The sequence below is a fragment of the Luteitalea sp. genome (assembly GCF_044337415.1).
Taxonomy (GTDB): Bacteria; Acidobacteriota; Vicinamibacteria; order Vicinamibacterales; family Vicinamibacteraceae; genus Luteitalea.
In genome coordinates, this window is the sequence record NZ_JBIINP010000024.1 from 1 (window position 1) to 17,901 (window position 17,901).

At 70.9% G+C, this 17,901-nt stretch carries 10 protein-coding genes; 3 read left to right on the top strand and 7 right to left on the bottom strand.

Annotated features, from left to right (window positions below):
* Positions 1-76 precede the first annotated feature (76 nt).
* The gene (locus ACIRDX_RS06555) at positions 77-1,756 is read left to right on the top strand and encodes an NYN domain-containing protein (protein WP_396624599.1); all 1,680 of its coding nucleotides are present in this window, start codon (positions 77-79) and stop codon (positions 1,754-1,756) included.
* A 134-nt stretch (positions 1,757-1,890) separates the two neighbouring features.
* Here ACIRDX_RS06555 and ACIRDX_RS06560 read toward each other — a convergent pair whose 3' ends face one another.
* On the bottom strand, positions 1,891-6,555 hold the full coding sequence (locus tag ACIRDX_RS06560) for a PEGA domain-containing protein (RefSeq protein WP_396624600.1): 4,665 nt from the start codon (positions 6,553-6,555) through the stop codon (positions 1,891-1,893).
* Between the two features lie 279 nt (positions 6,556-6,834).
* Here ACIRDX_RS06560 and thrC point away from each other — a divergent pair, with 279 nt between their 5' ends.
* On the top strand, positions 6,835-8,151 hold the full coding sequence (gene thrC / locus ACIRDX_RS06565) for a threonine synthase (protein WP_396624601.1): 1,317 nt from the start codon (positions 6,835-6,837) through the stop codon (positions 8,149-8,151).
* 164 nt (positions 8,152-8,315) lie between these two features.
* Positions 8,316-9,098, top strand: coding sequence for a FadR/GntR family transcriptional regulator (locus tag ACIRDX_RS06570; RefSeq protein ID WP_396624602.1), 783 nt, complete (start codon positions 8,316-8,318; stop codon positions 9,096-9,098).
* Positions 9,099-9,165: 67 nt separating this feature from the next.
* On the opposite strand, the gene ACIRDX_RS06575 is transcribed toward ACIRDX_RS06570, so the two are convergent.
* From ACIRDX_RS06575 to ACIRDX_RS06600, 6 genes are all read right to left on the bottom strand, one after another.
* Positions 9,166-9,660 carry a hypothetical protein gene (locus ACIRDX_RS06575; protein WP_396624603.1) on the bottom strand — a complete coding sequence of 165 codons (495 nt, stop codon included), beginning with the start codon at positions 9,658-9,660 and terminating at the stop codon, positions 9,166-9,168.
* Positions 9,661-9,773: 113 nt separating this feature from the next.
* Positions 9,774-11,690 carry an ATP-binding cassette domain-containing protein gene (locus tag ACIRDX_RS06580; protein WP_396624604.1) on the bottom strand — a complete coding sequence of 639 codons (1,917 nt, stop codon included), beginning with the start codon at positions 11,688-11,690 and terminating at the stop codon, positions 9,774-9,776.
* A 97-nt stretch (positions 11,691-11,787) separates the two neighbouring features.
* On the bottom strand, positions 11,788-14,187 hold the full coding sequence (locus ACIRDX_RS06585) for a Tex family protein (protein ID WP_396624605.1): 2,400 nt from the start codon (positions 14,185-14,187) through the stop codon (positions 11,788-11,790).
* A 66-nt stretch (positions 14,188-14,253) separates the two neighbouring features.
* Positions 14,254-15,906 (bottom strand): energy-dependent translational throttle protein EttA, encoded by a 1,653-nt coding sequence (gene ettA, locus ACIRDX_RS06590; protein WP_396624606.1) that lies wholly within the window; start codon positions 15,904-15,906, stop codon positions 14,254-14,256.
* 154 nt (positions 15,907-16,060) lie between these two features.
* Positions 16,061-17,080, bottom strand: a complete 1,020-nt coding sequence (locus ACIRDX_RS06595) for a TIGR00266 family protein (RefSeq protein WP_396624607.1) — start codon at positions 17,078-17,080, stop codon at positions 16,061-16,063.
* Between the two features lie 80 nt (positions 17,081-17,160).
* Positions 17,161-17,901: a DUF533 domain-containing protein gene (locus ACIRDX_RS06600; RefSeq protein WP_396624608.1), complete on the bottom strand. Its 741-nt coding sequence runs from the start codon at positions 17,899-17,901 to the stop codon at positions 17,161-17,163.

Consider the following 17,901-nt stretch of genomic DNA (forward strand, 5'->3'; position numbering starts at 1 on the left):
CGGGACGTCTCAGGGCCGCCTGCACCACATTCCCGGCGGCCCGGGGCGACACTTTCGCCTGGAAAGGACCAGCAGTTTGTCGGAAACCCGCCTCAAGATTGCCCTCTTCATCGACTTCGACAACATCGAGATCGGCGTCAAGACCACCCTGGGTGGCCACTTCGACGTCGGCGCCGTGCTCGAGGCCATGAAGGAACGCGGCGAGGTGGTCACCAAGATCGCGTACGGGGACTGGACCCGTGCCGGTGACTACAGCCGCTCGCTCACCCAACACGCCATCCAGATGGTCCAGCGCAACCTGACGCCCGGCGGCGACAAGAACGGCGCGGACATCAACCTCGCGCTCGACGCGCTGGAGATGGCCTTCACCCACAGTCACATCAACGCCTTCGTGATCGTCGGCGGCGACAGCGACTTCATGGCGCTGGTCGAGAAGCTCAAGCTGTACGACCGCCAGGTCTTCGTGATCGGCGGCCGGGCGTTCACCAGCGTGATCCTGCAGAAGAACTGCACGGAGTTCATCGCCTACGAGAACCTGATCGGGCGGCGCGGCAGCAGCAGCCGCGGCGGCGCGAGCAAGGACATCAAGGACTCGATGCCCCTGGTCAAGCGCGCCCTCAAGGTGCTCGCCGATCGCGAGGTCACGCCGCAGCTCGGCGTCCTCAAGAGCACGCTGCTCCAGCTCGACTCGACGTTCTCGGAACGCGAGTACGGCGTGAGCACCTTCCGCGACTACGTGCAGAAGCTCGAGCGCGCCGGGCAGGTGACCCTGCGCGGCGACGAGCGCAGCCTGCTCGTCGAGATGAAGGAAGGCGTCGAGGTGCCCGACGTCGTGCCGAGCGCCCCGCCGGTGGCCGTGCAGCGGCGCTCGGAGCCTCGTCGCGAATCCACGCGCGAGGCAGCGCGCGAGGCCGCCCCCGCGGTACAGGCCGAACCGACGCCTGAGGCCCCGCTCGACGGCCAGTCCGAGCCCGCCGTGGCGGCCGCGCCCGACCAGGCCGGTGAGGCCGCGCCCGCGGCGCCGGCCGAGCTCGCCGAGGGCTACGCCGTCATCCGCGACATCTTCCTGCGCCCCGGCATCGTCTCGCGCTGGCCGCTGTACGTGCGCCAGGTGAAGCAGGTCATCCGCGCCAACAACGAGGGCTTCGACGAGCGCCGGTACGGCTACAACGGCATCGTGGACGCGCTCCGCTACGCCCAGCGCGAGGGCCTGTTCCGGCTCGACCGCGACCGCCAGGGCGTGATTCGCATCTACCCCGGGACGCTGCTGGCCGATCAGCCCGGCGCCACGCAGCCCGCCGCGGGCGCTGGCGAGCCCGAACTGCCGATCTTCGACGGCGGCGCGCGAGTGGTCACCGAGGGTGACGACCTCCACGAACCGGGCGACGTCAATGGCAACGTGGCCAGCCCGCACGACCCGCCGCCGGCCCCGAGGCCGGGACGCCGCAGCCGCGGTGGCCGCGGGCGCCAGCGCTTCGGTGACCGCGAGCCGGTCGTCGACACGACCGGCGAGGTGGAGGCGCCCACACACGATGGCGATCTCTTCCCGGACCAGGCCGACGCGATCGCCGTGTCGCCGGCCCCCGCGCCCGTGATCGAGGCCGAGACCGGGACTGCGCCCGAGACCGAGGCCGTCGAGGCCACGCCGGCCCGGGCGCGCAAGGCCGCGAAGAAGCCCGCGGCGAAGAAGGCCGCTGCCCCTCGCAAGAAGGCGGCCGCTCCCGCCAAGAAGGCCGCCCGCAAGACCACGCGCTGACAGCGCGTACGGCGCGCAGGCGGACTCCTGTCGTCGCGCCCCGGACACCTCACACGCAAAAAGCCCGCCTCGGCCATGCCGGGGCGGGCTTCGTTGCAGAGGGCCCCCGCCAATGATGGCGAGTCAGCGTGGGCTTACGGCTCGAACGCGCGACTGGCCTTCACGACACCGGAGAAGTGCCTCTCGCCGCCGTCGGCCGCGCGGATCAGCACCTCGTGCGTCCCCGGCGTGATGGCGATGCGCCCGGGCCCCACTCCGGCCGAGGCGCCATCGACGATCACTTCCGTCCCCTCGGGCGCGTCGTAGTAGGCCGACGACACCTTGAGCGACAGTCGCGTGACCGCACCGGGCTCGACGGTGAACGAGAGCGGCTGGTCGATGCCGAGACCGCGGTTCTCGGCGCGGAGCCGGTACGGACCGGGTGGCAGCAGGATCTGGCCGTCCATGCTCGCGCCGATCTTCTTGCTGCCGAGGAACAGGTCGACTTCGTACTCCGAGTCGACGAGCACCCACCCCGCGAACACCTTCACTTCGATCGGCGTCGTCTCGCCCGCCACCACCGTGGCCGACGCCGTGACCGTCCCGGCCTCGCTGCGGACCACGAACTGCAGATCGCCCTCGGGCAGATCCTCGAGCAATGTCGGCGTCTTGCCGCGAGCCTTGCCGTTCACGAAGAGCTCGGCGTCCGACGGGCTGGACGACACCTGGAGCGCGCCCCGTCCCGTGCCTGCCGACAGCCATTCGACGGCCTGCGTCGTGACCACGCCGTCGCTGATCTCGACAGGCATGTCGCGCACGAGCCTGCCCTGGCGCAACCGAAGCGTATGGCGGCCCGGCTTCACCTCGCCCCGGAAGGGCGTGCGGCCCATGACCGTGCCGTCGACGAGCACTTCGACGCCGGAGCGCCCGGTCTCGACGACGAGCGTGCCGTGCGCGCCCGGTTGCACCCACCACCACGCCGCGAACGCCGCGCCATTGAACAGGGCGATGAGGGCCGCCGCGGCGAACAGGCGGCGCCAGTTGATGCCGCGAGGCGTGGCCTCCGGCATCGGCAGCACTCTCGGTTCCTGCGCCGCGGGACGTCCCGAGGGCAGCGGACCGAGGGCGTCGGCGGCCGTGGTGACCGCGACGCGCGAGCCGTGCGCCATGAGGTCGGTGACATCCGGCATGCCGACGGCGCGAATCTCCTGTTCGAAGGGTCGCAGGCTCTCGGCGCCGACCACAGGTGCGGGCATCGGGGCCACGGGCGCCGGCGGCGCTGCCGCCACCGGAGGCGCGGGCACGAAGACAGGCGCGGGCGGCGCCGGGGGCGCAGGCCTCTCGGGAATGACCACCTCGCCCGACGCGGACGCAGTCGCCGGATAGGAGCCGGTGCCCCAGTCGTCGCTGCCACTGCGAGCCGCCACCTCGGGCAGGTCCGTGAGCGGAGGGCTGGCCGGCGGCGGAGGGGCGGCCATCTCGCTGGCGGTCGGCTGCGCGATGCGCGGACGCATGACCCCCATGTCGGCGGGCGGGGTCCAGGTCGGGACTTCGCGTTCGAGCAACGACGTCGGTCGCGCCGCCACCACGGCGTGCAACTGCGCCTTCTCCTCGACCGCATCTCGTTCATCAGGCGGCGGGATCGGCGCCATCACCATCGGCGCTGGCGCAGCGACAGGCACGGCGACCGGCGGCGGTTCCGGAGCGACCACGGGCGCGGTCACGACCGGGTCGTCGGGTGGTGCGATCACGACAGGGGCCGGCGGGAGGACCGGTGTTCCCTTCTTCTTGCGCGAACGACGACGCTTCTTGCGCGACGCAGTCGCGCCTGACTGTTCGTCGCTCCCCGACGACGCGTCGACGTCGTGATCCTCGCGGTCGTCGAGGTCGGCACTCGCCTCCACGGAGGGCAGCGGTGTCGACTCGGTCTCCGGCGCCTCCGAGGCGAGCTGGTCCCAGGCGTGATGGTCCACACCCTCGTCGACGACCACGACCTCCGGCACCACCTCGAGATCGGCGGGCGGCGCCTCGACGGCCAACACGTCGGTCGGCGGCGCGTCGGTCAGCGACGCCTCGAGCGCGACCATTCCCGGCTCGAGGTTCGCACCCGACAGCACGCTCGTCGGCAGGTCGTCCGCGACGACACCGAGGACTCGCTCGGCGACGACGACCGGCGCACCCTCGTCCGGATCGGCCTCGACGGCGCCAAGCGGCTCGACCGGCGCGACGGCCTCGTCCGGCTCCGGACTCGCCTCGGCAGCGTCCGCAGGCCGGGCGGTCAACAGCGCATCACGCCAGTCGCTGTCCTGCGGGCCGCTCTCGGCATCCATGAACAGCGCAGAAACGGCCTGCAGCGGCGCTGCCTCGGCCAGGGGCGACGACGCCTCGTCGGCCTCGTCTGGCGCCGGCTCGAGCTCCTGCAACATGATCGGGCGCAAGTCGCCGAACACGCTGCCGGACGAGCGGCGGGCGTAGGGGTCCGGCTCGGTGTCGGCGGCGGTCTCGGCCACCATCGCCTCTGCACGATCGCCGTCCGGCACGAACGCGTCAGCTATCACGAACGCATCGGCACTGTCGAGGACGACCGACGGTGTCTCGTCGAACGTCGGGATCTCGATCGCTTCGGCGGCCGGAGCCGCGTCGCCGGCAATCGTGACGAGGACCTCCGGTTCGACCGTCGTCGCCACCCACGCCTCACTCGCGTCGCGGAGTGTGTCGTCGGTCACGGACGCATCGACGTCTGCCGGTCCGGGCGCCTCGACCTCCACAGGGGGCGCGACCGCGTCCAGCAGGACCTCGGGCGCGAACTCGAGCGTTGCCGGCTCATCGCCCACGAAGGCGAAGGGCGTGCTCGCGTCCTCGACGATGGACGGCGCCTCATCGCGGTCCTGCGCGTGGTCGACGACGACGGCTGCGTCCTCACCCGCACCGATGCGCGTCGCGCGCGCCTCGATCGCCTCGAGCGACAGGTACCCGAAGTCTGCGCCGACCGCCTGGTCGTCCCCTGCGGGCGCGGCGTGCGCCTCGTCGTCACTGACCGGGATCGCGTCGTCCGCGACGGGCGTGGCCTGCTCGACGACCTCCTCGACGAGCTCCTCGCGGGCGCTCGAACGGTCATCGGCCTCCGGCGCGACGGGGGTCTCGTCGCGCCACGGCAGCGCCTCCTTCCACCAGTCGGCAGGCACGTGATCGATGGCTGCCGCTGGCGCGGGGGCCTCCGGTGCAAGGACGACGATGGGTTCCACCGCGAACGTCGGCTCGACGGCAACAGCGATGTCCACGTCGTCGGCCACGCCGACGACGTCCTGGCTCACGACGATGTCTTCGATCGGTTCGAACCGGTGCTCGACCGGGCTGGCCACCGCGAACGCGTCGGCCGCAGGTTGCGCCGCGGGTTCCGCCACGTAGTCCGGCTCGGCAGGCACCGGCTCCTCGACGGCCACCTGCGTCGTTGCGTCCGCAAGCACGACCGATGCGGGCGGAGACACGAGCGCAGGCTCGTCCACCTCGACTGGAGGCGGGGTGTCGACCACGAAGTCGAGCGCCGCGGGCACGTCGGCCAGATCGCCGCCGGGCATGGACGACCACCGCACGCGCTCATCGACGAGGGGTTCCGACGTGGGCGGCGTCTCCGGAATCAGGTGCACCGGTCCGGGATCGGCCACCGGCGCCACGGCCTCGACGAGCGTCGAGAACTGTTCCTGCAGCGCACGCCGCTCAGCCTCGAGCGTCTCGAGGGATGGCGCGGCGAACTCGGGGGCCGGAGCTGCCCGCATGGCGCGGGTCACCGGATCGGGCAGGGGCGCACTGCCGCCCTCGAGTTCGGCCTCCAGGCGGAGCAGGGCTTCGATATCGATCCCATCGTCGCCGCCTGCGGCGTCAGCCTGCGGGGCGGCGACAGCCGGCGACGTGACGGCGATGGGGACGGCTGGCGCGGTGGCCGGGCTGGCCGACGCGGGCGCTGGCGCCGAGGTCGGGGCCGGCGCAGGCGCAGGCGCGAGGGCCGCGACGGCGGCAATCACGCCCTTGACGCGCGCCGAGGTGACGCCCATCGCGGTGGCGCCGCCGGCCACGAGCCGTTCGTACGCCTGCTGGGCCTCACGCACCGAGGCGAAGGCCTTCCGGTTGTCGAGCGGTGCGAGGCGCTCGAGCCAGGCAACGACAGCACCGGCGATGCCCGCCGCCGGTGAACGCGACAGGCGGTCCTGGATGAGGGGCAGCAGGCCGCGCAGCCGGTGCGGATACTCCTCCTCGTCGATCGGCCGTCCCAGGAGGGCCGCGATGGCCAACAACCCGGCCTGCGCGAGGTCGGCCTGGATGTCGAGCCTGACCTGGCCGGTGGCGGGAGGCGTGGGGATGCGCCACTCACGCCAGAGCTGGTGGCGCGGGCGCTGCAACCGGTCGATGGCCGGGCCGAGCACGTGCTCGACCATGACGACGCGGCCGTTCGGCGTGAGCACGAGCCGTTCGGGCGCCAGGGTGCCATGCGACACCGTGCGCGAGTCGTGCAGGATGGCCAGGCCGCCGAGCACCTCGCGGGTCACGTGCAGGCCGGCGCCGGCGTCGAAGGTGACCAGGCCGTGGCCGGCCATCTCGAGCACTTCGGCCAGTCGGGTGCCCTCGAGGTGGCTCGACACGAGGACCGGCCCGCGGCCCTTGCCCGAGGGTTCCAGGCCGAGGATGCGGGAGAACTTGACGTGCTGGAACTTGGTGAGCCGCGCCACGCGCTCGCGCAGCAGCGCCTCGGCGGCCGAGAAGTCCGCGACGAGGTGGAACCACTCGACGACCTCGCCGCCGGGCAGGTCCCGGCGCTCGCGCACACCAAGCCCGTCGCGAAAGATGACCCGTTCTTCCGCCGGTTCCGGGGAGTGTGCTACTTTCACCGCGCGCGTCCTTTCCGGGTGTTGAAAGCCGCTGCGATCACACGCATTGCCCCTGTGGTCTTGCAACGCCCACACCAGCCCACCCGCGCATGCCGATCAGTGCAAAGCCTCAGTGTCATGGGCGGTTCTGGTATCGGCGCGGTCACGGGTCGGCTCCACTGCGCCGCCTCCGCACGCAAGCGTGCAACGGCGACCACGAATTTGTAATCGGCTGATATGTACCGCGCTTCATTCCGATGCATCGCGGGGTGCCACGGCACCCACCCGCTCTTCACCCCCCTGTACCGCTGCCCCACGTGCGGCGACCTCCTTGAGGTGACCCATGACATGGCGGCCCTCAAGGACCGGTCGGCCGGGGCGTGGATGCGGCTGTTCGATGACCGGTACAAGCGGACGCTGTGGCCCTACGGCTCAGCTGTATGGGGCAAGAAGGAGTGGGTGTGCCCCGACATCCGCGACGACCAGATCGTGTCGATGGACGAGGGCGGCACCAACCTGCTCTGGGCCGAACGCTACGGCACGAGCCTGGGCGTGCCCGACCTCTGGATCAAGCAGTGCGGCAACTCGCACACGGGGTCGTTCAAGGACCTCGGGATGACGGTGCTGGTGTCGGCGGTCCGGCAGATGATCACGGACGGCCAGCACGTGCGGGCCATCGCCTGCGCGTCGACCGGTGACACCTCGGCCGCCCTGGCCGCCTACGCCGCGGCGGCGGGCATCCCCGCCATCGTCCTGCTGCCGAAGGGCAAGGTGTCGGTCGCGCAGTTGCTGCAGCCCATCGCCAACGGCGCGCTGGTGCTGTCGCTCGACACGGACTTCGACGGCTGCATGGCCATCGTGCAGCGCCTGGCCGCCGAGGAGGGCGTGTACCTCGCCAACTCGATGAACAGCCTGCGCCTCGAGGGGCAGAAGACCGTCTCGATCGAGATCGTGCAGCAGTGGGACTGGCAGGTGCCCGACGTGATCATCATCCCCGGGGGCAACCTGGGGAACGTGAGCGCCCTGGGCGCCGGGTTCGACATGATGCAGGCGCTCGGGGTGGTCGCCAAGCGCCCGCGCATCGTCGTGGCGCAGGCCGAGCGGGCCAACCCCCTCTACCTGGCGTACAAGAACGGCTGGAACTTCGAGCCGGTGCAGGCCCAGAGCACGCTGGCCTCGGCCATCCAGATCGGCAACCCGGTGTCGATCCGGAAGGCGATCCGCACGCTGCAGGCCTACGACGGAATCGTGGAACAGGCCAACGAGGCAGAACTGGCCGATGCGTCGGCCCGCGCCGACCGGACCGGCATGTTCAACTGCCCGCACACGGGCGTGGCGCTGGCCGTGCTGGAGAAACTGGCGGCGCGCGGCGAGGTGACCCGGGACCAGCGCGTGGTCGTGGTGTCGACGGCCAACGGCCTGAAGTTCAGCGACTTCAAGCTGCAGTACCACACGCGGAAACTCGCCGGCATCGACGCCCGGCTGTCCAACAGCCCCGTCGAACTCCCCAACGACTACGACGCCGTCCGCCGGGCCATCGACGCGCACGGCTGACGCGTGACGCGACCGGGTACCGGGTACCGGGTACCGGGTGCCGGGTTCAGGGTGCCGGGCTTGGAGCGCTTCGGGCTGGAGCGGCCCGAGCCGGATGCCGGTGTTTGGTACCCCGTACCCGGTACCCCACATGCTTCCGTAACACTTGTGATACAAGAGCGTGCATGCAACAAGTCCCGGGCACGCCCGGCGGCCACCATGCGGTGGACCCCGGGGACGCCCTTGCGCGCACTCGCCCCCTGCCCACCGCCCCACGCCGCTCGCACACCAGCGCGGCCGAAACCATCGTCGAACACGTCCGGGAGTTGCTCGAGCGCGGCGCGCTCCGGCCCGGCGACCGCCTGCCTCCCGAGCGCAGCCTCGCCCTGCAGACGGGCGTGAGCCGGTCGTCGGTGCGCGTCGGCCTGCGCGCGCTGGCCACGATGGGCATCATCCAGTCGCGGCACGGCTCGGGCACCTACATCGCCGACGGCCCGCCGATGCTCGAGAGCGACTCGCTGCACTTCCTGGCGGCGCTGCACGGCTTCACGCGCGACGAGATGTTCGAGGCGCGCCGCCTGATCGAGGTGAGCGTGGCTGGCCTGGCGGCCACCCGCGCGACCGGCGAGCAGGTGGCGGCGATGGCCGAGGAAGTGACCAGCATGTTCGCGTCGCTCGACGACGCGCAGGCGTTCCTGCGGCACGACATCCGGTTCCACCAGGCCGTGGCCGCCGCATGCGGCAACCCGATCCTGACGTCGCTGGTGGAGATGCTGTCGCAGGTGTTCTACGAGCGTCGCCGCGAGACGGTGGAGCGGGCGCGGAACTTCCGCGACAACGCGGAGATGCACCGGCGCATCTACATGGCGATCCGCCACCGCGACCCGGTGGCCGCCCGCGAGGCCATGACCCAGCACCTCACGGCCTCTGACGAGGCGCAGGCGCTCGAAGAGGTTCATGCCTCATGAGCCATGCTTCATGCCTCATGCGAAGGCCCGCGCGACGCGAAGCCTTGCATGAGTCATGAGTCATGAGTCATGAAAGAAACGCCTCCACCCCACCCCACGTGGCGTGGTCCTGCAGGCGCAGGGTGTGCAGGTAGAGGTTCACGTCCTCGGCCGGGAACTGTTCCTTGATGGCCGTGACGGCGGCGGGCAGTTTCTCGGCGTCGACGGTGGGCTGGGACTCGTCAGAGATCAGCCCGTTCTCGTGGGCGATGCCGAGCGCGTCGAGGAACACGGCCATCATCGGCCGCTGCTTGCTCAAGTGGAAGGTCACGAGCAGGCGTCCCGCCACGCCGTCGGACACGGCGGCCAGGCCGGCGGTGTACTTCACCTTCTTCTCGAGCGGCAGCGCGAGCACCGACTTGACGCGGAAGTTGAGGCGGCGCGACAACAGCCCCAGGACTTCGGCGTGCTCGGCCCCGGCTTCCCCCTCGCTCCAGAACGCCTCGGCGGCGCCCTTGCGCTGGCCTTCGGTCATGAGCTTCCAGAGTTGCGAGGCGCGGGTGATCTGTTCGACGTCGGACATGGTCAATGGCTCGTACGGCTACGGGCTTCGGGCTACAGGCTACCTGAGTTGGCGACGGCTGCGGGTGGCCTGCAGCCTGTAGCCTGCAGTCCGCACGCCGTGAGCCGGTGATTTTACCGCGCCACCTCGGCGCGAGCCTCGAGATCCAGCCATCGGGCCATCACGGTCTCGAGTTCGGCCTCGGTGGCCTCGAGGGCCCCGGCGACTTCGGCCATCCCGATGGCGCCCCGCATGTGGAAGTCGGGCGCGTTGATGGCGGCCTCGAGTTCCTGCTTCCGGGCCTCGAGCGTCTCGATGGTGGCCGGCAGTTGCTCGAGTTCCCGCTTCTCCTTGAAGGACAGCTTGGCGGGGCGGGCGGCCGCCGCCTCCGCGCGGCCTGCGGGGCGGGCGTCGCGCACAGGCGCGGGCGGAGCCTCCGCGAGCGCCGCCTGCGCCGCCTTCTGGCGCACCCAGTCGCTGTACCCGCCCACGTACTCCCGCACCACGCCGTCGCCTTCGAAGGCGATGGTGCTGGTGACCACGCGGTCGAGGAACGCGCGGTCGTGGCTGACCACCAGGAGCGTGCCCGCGAACCCGAGCAGCAGGTCCTCGAGCACGTCGAGCGTCTCGAGGTCGAGGTCGTTGGTCGGCTCGTCGAGCACCAGCACGTTGGCGGGCCGCACCAGCAACCGCGCCAGGAGCAGGCGGTTGCGCTCGCCACCCGAGAGGGCACGCACGGGAGACTGGAACCGCTCGGGCGTGAACAGGAACTCCTTGAGGTAGCCGGCGACATGCCGCGTGCCGCCGCCGGGCACGTCGACCATCTGCCGGCCATCGGCCACCGTGTCCATCACGCTCGCATCCGGATCGAGCTGCTCGCGCTCCTGATCGAAGTACGCGATCTCGAGGTTGGTGCCGCGGATGACCTCGCCGTCCTGCACCGGTAGCGTACCCAGCAGCAGCCGCAGCAGCGTCGTCTTGCCCGACCCGTTCGGCCCGAGGATGCCCACGCGATCGCCGCGCATGATACGGCCGCTGAAGTCCCGCACGATCACGCGGTCGCCGAAGCGATGCGCCAGGTGACGCGCCTCGAGCACCACGGTACCCGACCGCTCGCTGTCGTCGATGGCCAGTTGCACGGTGCCGGCCTTCTCGCGCCGCTGCGCCCGCTCGCGCCGCATGGCCTCGAGCGCACGCACACGGCCCTCGTCGCGCGTACGCCGTGCCTTGATGCCCTGCCGGATCCAGGCTTCCTCGCGCGCGAGCAGCTTGTCGAACTTCGCGTCGGACTGCGCCTCGGCCTCCTGCTCGGCCTCGCGCGTCGAGAGGTAGCCGTCGTAATCGCCCGGATAGCTGCGCAGCCCGCCGCGATCGAGCTCGACGATGCGCGTGGCGAGCGACCGGAGCAAGGCGCGGTCGTGCGTCACGAACAGCAGCGCACCCGTGTATTCGCGGAGGAAGGCCTCGAGCCACTCGATGGAGTCGATGTCGAGATGGTTGGTCGGCTCGTCGAGCAGCAGCACGTCGGGCTGTCGCACGAGCGCCTGCGCCAGCAGCACGCGTCGGCGCTGGCCGCCCGAGAGGGTGTTCACGGGCGCGTCGGCCGGCAGGTCGAGCCGGACGATGACGTCCTCGACGCGCTGCTCCAGGCGCCAGCCATCCTGTCGCTCGAGCGCATCCTGCAACTGCCCGAGGCGGGTCATGAGTTCGGGCGTGCCGTGCTCGGCCACGGCGTGCGCCACCTGGTGGTACTCGGTGGCGATGTCGCCGAGGGCACCGAGGCCCTCGGCCACGACGGCGAACACGCTGCGATCGCCGCCCGGCGGCACGTCCTGCTCGAGCCGCGCGACGCGCAGCCCGGGCTGTCGCCACACCCGGCCGGTGTCGGCGGGAATGTCCCCGGCCACCACCCGCAGGAGCGTGGACTTGCCCGCACCGTTGCGCCCGATGAGGCACACGCGTTCCCCCGGCTCGAGCCGCAGCGTTGCGCGGTCGAGCAGGGGGCGATGGCCGAACGCCACCGTCACATCGTCGAGTTCAATCAGCGCCATTTGAAGAGAATGCGGCGATGCAGCGATGCCGGAATGTCGGGGCGCAGTGCCTCCATCGACGTCCTCGGCACGCGCGGCATCGCGACATCACACGTGATCACTTGCCGAGCAGCTTCTGGAACGCGGCCGACATCGCCGTGGCGCCGGTCGACGAAGGCGCGGGCGCCTGTGGCCGCCGGTCCTGCCGGTCCTGCCGCTCCTGTGGCTGCGGCCGCCCGCCGCCGGGACGCGGACCGCGGTTGGCCGGCTGGCCGGCCGCCTTGGCGTCGCGCGCCTGGGCGGGCCGCGGCGACGGGCGCTCGGCCTTGCGCATGGTGAGCGCGATCCGCTTGCGCGGGATGTCCACCTCCAGCACCGTCACGCTGACGATCTGGCCGGCCTTCACGACATCGCGCGGGTCCTTCACGAAGCGGTCGGCGAGTTGCGACACGTGGACGAGGCCGTCCTGGTGCACGCCGATGTCGACGAAGGCCCCGAAGTTGGCGACGTTGGTCACCACGCCCTCGAGCACCATCCCCGGCTCGAGGTCGGAGAGCTGGTGGACCGACTCCTTGAACTTCGCCTGCCTGAACTCGGGGCGCGGGTCGCGGCCCGGCTTCTCGAGCTCGGCGAGGATGTCGCGCACGGTCGGCGTGCCGAAACGGTCGGTCGCGAACTGCGCCGGATCGAGCGTGCGGAGGAACGTGCTGTCGCCGATGAGCGTCGGCAGGTCACGGCCGGTCACCTGCGCGATCCGCTGCACCACCTCGTAGGCCTCGGGGTGTACGGCCGACGCGTCGAGCGGATCGGGCCCGTTGAGGATGCGCAGGAAGCCGGCCGCCTGCTCGAAGGTCTTGTCGCCGAGCCGCGGCACCGACAGCAGCTCGCTGCGGCGCGAGAACGGCCCGTGCTGCGTGCGGTAGTCGACGATCTGGGCGGCCAGGCGCGAGTTGAGGCCGGAGATGCGCGAGAGCAGCGCCGGTGACGCCGTGTTGACGTCGGCGCCGACGGCGTTCACGCAGTCCTCGACGACGCCATCGAGCTGCCGCGCGAGCGCCGACTGGCTGACGTCGTGCTGGTACTGCCCCACGCCGATCGACCGCGGCTCGATCTTCACCAGCTCCGCGAGCGGGTCCTGCAGTCGACGAGCGATGGACACCGCGCCGCGCAGCGTCACGTCGAGGTCGGGCAGCTCCTTCGACGCGAGCTCGGACGCCGAGTACACCGACGCCCCGGCCTCCGACACCACGATGCGCGTCAGCCCGAGCTGCGGGAACTTCTCCATCAGGTCGACGACGAGCTTCTCGGTCTCGCGCGACGCGGTGCCGTTGCCGATCGCGACGAGGTCGACCTTGTGCGTCACGCAGAGCGCCGCGAGCGCCGCGATCGAGCCGTCCCAGTCCTTCCTCGGCTCGTGCGGGTAGATGGTGGTCGTGGCGACCACCGCGCCCGTGTTGCCCACCACGGCCACCTTGACGCCAGTGCGGATGCCCGGGTCCAGCCCCATCGTGACGCGGGTGCCGGCGGGCGCCGCCAGCAGCAGGTCGCGCAGGTTGCTGCCGAACACGCGGATGGCCTCCTCCTCCGCCATCTCGCGCAGCTTCGTCTCGACGTCGTTCTCGAGCTTGGGCTGCAGGCGGGCCTTCCAGGCCAGCGCGACCGCGGTCCGCAGGAAGTCGTCCGCCGGACGGCTCTTGTGCTCCACGCCCGAGAACGCCGCCATGCGACGCTCCGGCTCACTCAGCACGTGCCCGCTGCCGTCGTCGGGCAGCGTGATCGAGAGCTTGAGCGCGCCTTCCTTGCGGCCGCGGAGCAACGCCAGCACGCGATGCGACGGCAACTTGGCGACGGGCTCGCTGGCGTCGAAGTAGTCGCGGAACTTCGCGCCCTTCTCCTCCTGGCCCTCGACGACCGCCGACTTGAGCGTGCCCTGCTCCCACACGAAGGTACGCAGGCCGCCGACCAGCTCGGGCGCCTCACTGAAGCGCTCGATGAGGATCGCCCGTGCGCCGTCGAGCGCGGCCGCGACGTCGGCCACGCCGGTGGCCTCGTTCACGTACACCGTCGCCGCCTGCTCGGGCACCAGCGTGGGATCGGCCAGCAGCGCGTCGGCCAGCGGCTCGAGGCCCTGCTCCCGGGCGATCTGCGCCTTGGAACGCTTCTTCGGCCGGTGCGGCGCGTAGAGGTCCTCGAGGCGCGTCTTCGAGTCGGCGCTGCGGATGGCGTCCTCGAGCTCGGGCGTCAGCTTCTGCTGCTCCACGAGCGAGGCGAGGATGGCGGTACGCCGCTCCTCGAGCTCGCGCAGGTAGCGCAGGCGCTCCTCGAGCGTGCGCAGCTGCGTGTCGTCGAGCCCGCCGGTGGCCTCCTTGCGGTAGCGCGCGATGAAGGGCACCGTGGAGCCCTCGTCGAGCAACGCCACCGCGGCGGTCACCTGCATCGGCTTGACGGACAATTCCTGGGCGATCCGATCGAGGATCGGCGTGAACACGGCCGGGGTGGCGGCCGGAGTCGTCGTCATGGTCTGTCTTTCAGCGGCGCGGTGGGGACACCGCGCCCTGCCTGTGTGCGGTCGGAGATCGCGCCCCTACCTGGTCAGCTTGCGGTACTTGACGCGATGCGGCGTGTCGGCCGCCGTGCCGAGCCGGCGGTGCCGATCGGCTTCGTAATCCTGGTAGTTGCCCTCGAACCACACGACGGTGCTGTCGCCTTCGAAGGCGAGGATGTGCGTCGCGATGCGATCGAGGAACCACCGATCGTGGCTGATGACGACGGCACAGCCGGCGAAGTCGAGGAGGGCTTCCTCGAGCGCGCGGAGCGTGTCGACGTCGAGGTCGTTGGTCGGCTCGTCGAGCAGCAGCAGGTTGGCGCCGCTGCGCAGCAGCTTGGCCATGTGGACGCGATTGCGCTCACCGCCCGACAACTGCCCCACCAGCTTCTGCTGGTCGCGGCCCTTGAAGTTGAACCACGACACGTAGGCGCGCGAGGCGACGGTGCGCTTGCCGAGCGTGACCTCGTCGTGCCCGCCCGAGATCTCCTCCCACACCGACTTGTCGCCCTTGAGCGCGTCGCGCGACTGGTCGACGTACCCGAGCTGCACGGTCTCGCCGAGCCGCAGGGTGCCGCCGTCGGGCTGCTCGACGCCCGTGATCATCCGGAACAGCGTCGTCTTGCCGGCGCCGTTGGGGCCGATCACGCCGACGATGCCGCCGCGCGGCAGCGTGAACGTGAGGTTCTCGAACAACAGGTTCTCGCCGAACGACTTCTTCAGGTCGCGGGCTTCGACGACGATGTCGCCGAGACGCGGCCCCGGGGCGATGAAAATCTCGACCGAGTCGATCTTCTCCTTGGTGTCCTGCGCCAGCAGGTCCTCGTACGCGTTGAGGCGGGCCTTGCCCTTGGCCTGGCGCGCGCGCGGCGACATGCGGATCCAGTCGAGCTCGCGCTGCAGGCTGCGCTGGCGGCGCGACTCGGCCTTGGCTTCCTGCGCCAGGCGCTGCTGCTTCTGGTCGAGCCAGCTGGAGTAGTTGCCTTCCCAGGGAATGCCCTGGCCGCGATCGAGCTCGAGGATCCAGCCCGCCACGTTGTCGAGGAAGTAGCGGTCGTGCGTGATCGCCACGACCGTGCCCTTGTACTCCTTGAGGAATGTCTCGAGCCACGCCACCGACTCCGCGTCGAGGTGGTTGGTCGGCTCGTCGAGGAGCAGCAGGTCGGGCGACTGCAGCAGCAGCCGGCACAGCGCCACGCGACGCCGCTCGCCACCCGACAGCGTCGTCACGTCGGCGTCGGGCGGCGGCAGGCGCAGCGCGTCCATCGCCAGTTCGAGCTTGGTGTCCAGGTTCCAGGCGTCGACTGCGTCGATGCGGTCCTGCACCGCCGCGAACTCGTCAGCGGTCTCGTCCGAGTAGTTGGCCGACAGTTCGTCGAAGCGCGCCAGCAGGTCCTTGATGGACTGGACGCCTTCCTCGACGTTGCCGAGCACGGTCTTGGACGGATCGAGCTGGGGCTCCTGCGGCAGGTAGCCGACCGTGCAGCCCTGCGCGAGGAAGGCCTCGCCCGAGAATTCCGTCTCGACGCCGGCCATGATGCGCAGCAGCGTCGACTTGCCCGCGCCGTTGTAGCCGAGGACGCCAATCTTGGCGCCGGGCAGGAACGACAGCCAGATGTCCTTGAGCACGACCAGGTCCGGGGGATAGACCTTGGTCAAGCCCTTCATCGTGTAGATGTACTGAGGTGCCATGCAGGTGGGGCGAGCGAACCGTTTCCAGTGATGGTGCCGAGCGGCCCGCCGGGGATCGGCGGGCGGCAGGCTAGTCTAACCGAAGGACAGAGGTAGGGCGCGGTGTCCCACCGCGCCGCTGTCGACACGGCGCGGTCGGAGACCGCGCCCTACCTCAGTTGTCGCCGTCCAGCAGGTTGCCGAGGCCGCCGAGGACCGAGCCCTCTTCCTTGCCGCCGCGGGCCATGCCCGGCGCGGCCTTCATGATGCGATCGGCCATGCGGCTCAGGGGCAGCGACTGCAGCCACACGCGACCGGGACCGGTGACGACGGCGAAGAACAGGCCCTCGCCGCCGAAGAACGCGGTCTTCACCTTGCCGACGAACTGCACGTCGTACTGCACCGAGGGCGTCAGTGCGACCAGGCAGCCCGTGTCCACGCGCAGCGTCTCGCCCGCCTTGAGATCGAACGACTCGATCATCCCGCCGGCGTGTACGAAGGCGAGGCCGTCGCCCGTGAGGCGCTGCATGATGAAGCCCTCGCCGCCGAACAGGCCGACGCCGATCTTCTTCTGGAACGCGATGCCGATCGAGATGCCCTTGGCCGCCGCGAGGAAGCTGTCCTTCTGGCAGATCAGCTCGCCGCCGAGCTGCTTGAGGTCCATCGGCAGGATGCGACCGGGGTACGGCGCCGCGAACGCCACCTTCTGCAGCGACGCGGTCGGGTTGGAGAACACCGTGGTGAACAGGCTCTCACCAGTCAGCAGGCGCTTACCTGCGCCCATCAGCGCCCCCATCAGGCCGCTCGACTGCGGCTGCTGCGAGCCGTCACCGAACACCGTGTCCATCTGAACGCCGGACGTCATGTACATCAGGCCGCCCGCCTCGGCCACGGCCGCCTCGCCCGGGTCGAGTTCGACCTCGACGAACTGGACGTCCTCGCCGACGATCCGGTAGGTGAGCTCGAACGCGCGCTGCCCGATCGGCGGCGGCGCCGCGCCTGGCATCGCGACGGCTGGCGCGGCCGCAGAGAAGAACACGGCAAGCTGTGCCGTGTCGCGCGCGGCCTGCCACTGCGTCATGCCGTTGGTGAACACGAGCGTGTCAGGCGCGACCTGGCCGGACCTGATGCGGCTGGCGAGATCATCGAGCGAGATGGGGCCGACGGGCTGGTTGTTCTGGGCGTAGTACCACATGGCGGAAATGGGGGCTCGGGGCTAGGGGCTGGGTAGGGCGCGCTCTCCGAGCGCGCCGTTCATCGTTCTTGCTGCTGATCCTACTGCGCGTCACCGGCGAGCGTCTCGCGCTCGATGCGGTCGACGTCGGCGTGGTCGAGGCGCAGCAGGCGCTCGAGTTGCGTGAGGTACATGCGCTCGCCCGGGGAGACCTCGCCCTCGCCGTGGACGACGGCCCAGGCGAGCGCGTAGGCGGCCAGCTTCTGCTCGTCGGTCGTGAACGCCGGCGTGATCGACTCGAGCGGGCGGCGCGCGGCGATCTCGGCATCCACGAGGCCGCCAGCGCCGAGGGCCGTGGCACGCGCACGGATCGTCGCGACTTCCTCGTCCGAGAGATCGCCATCGGCGCGCGCCGCGCTCACCGCGAGTTGCACCAGCGGCAGCAGCGTCGCCGGCACGGGCACGTCGGGCACGGCCATCGGCGGCGGTGTGGATCCCGGAATCGGCGGGAGCGGCGGCGGTGCCATCGCTGGGGTGTCCATCACGCCCCGAGGCGTAGCCGCGGGCGGCGATGGCGGCATCGGCGGCACGTGGCCGCCCCCCGTCTGGCCACCGTGGGCCAGCGGGTTGCCGCTGCCCTGCTGCATGGTCTCGATCGCGCCCCAGATGAGGCCGCCGACGGTCAGCAGTGTCCCGGCATTCACCAGGCCGCCCTTCGACCGCCTGCCGCCCCCGAGCACACCGCCTGCCAGCGACGACAGGTCGAAGCCACCGCCGCGGCGCTTCTTCTTGCCACCGAAGAAGCCGCCGACCAGTTCGCCAATCAGTCGTTCAGGATCCAT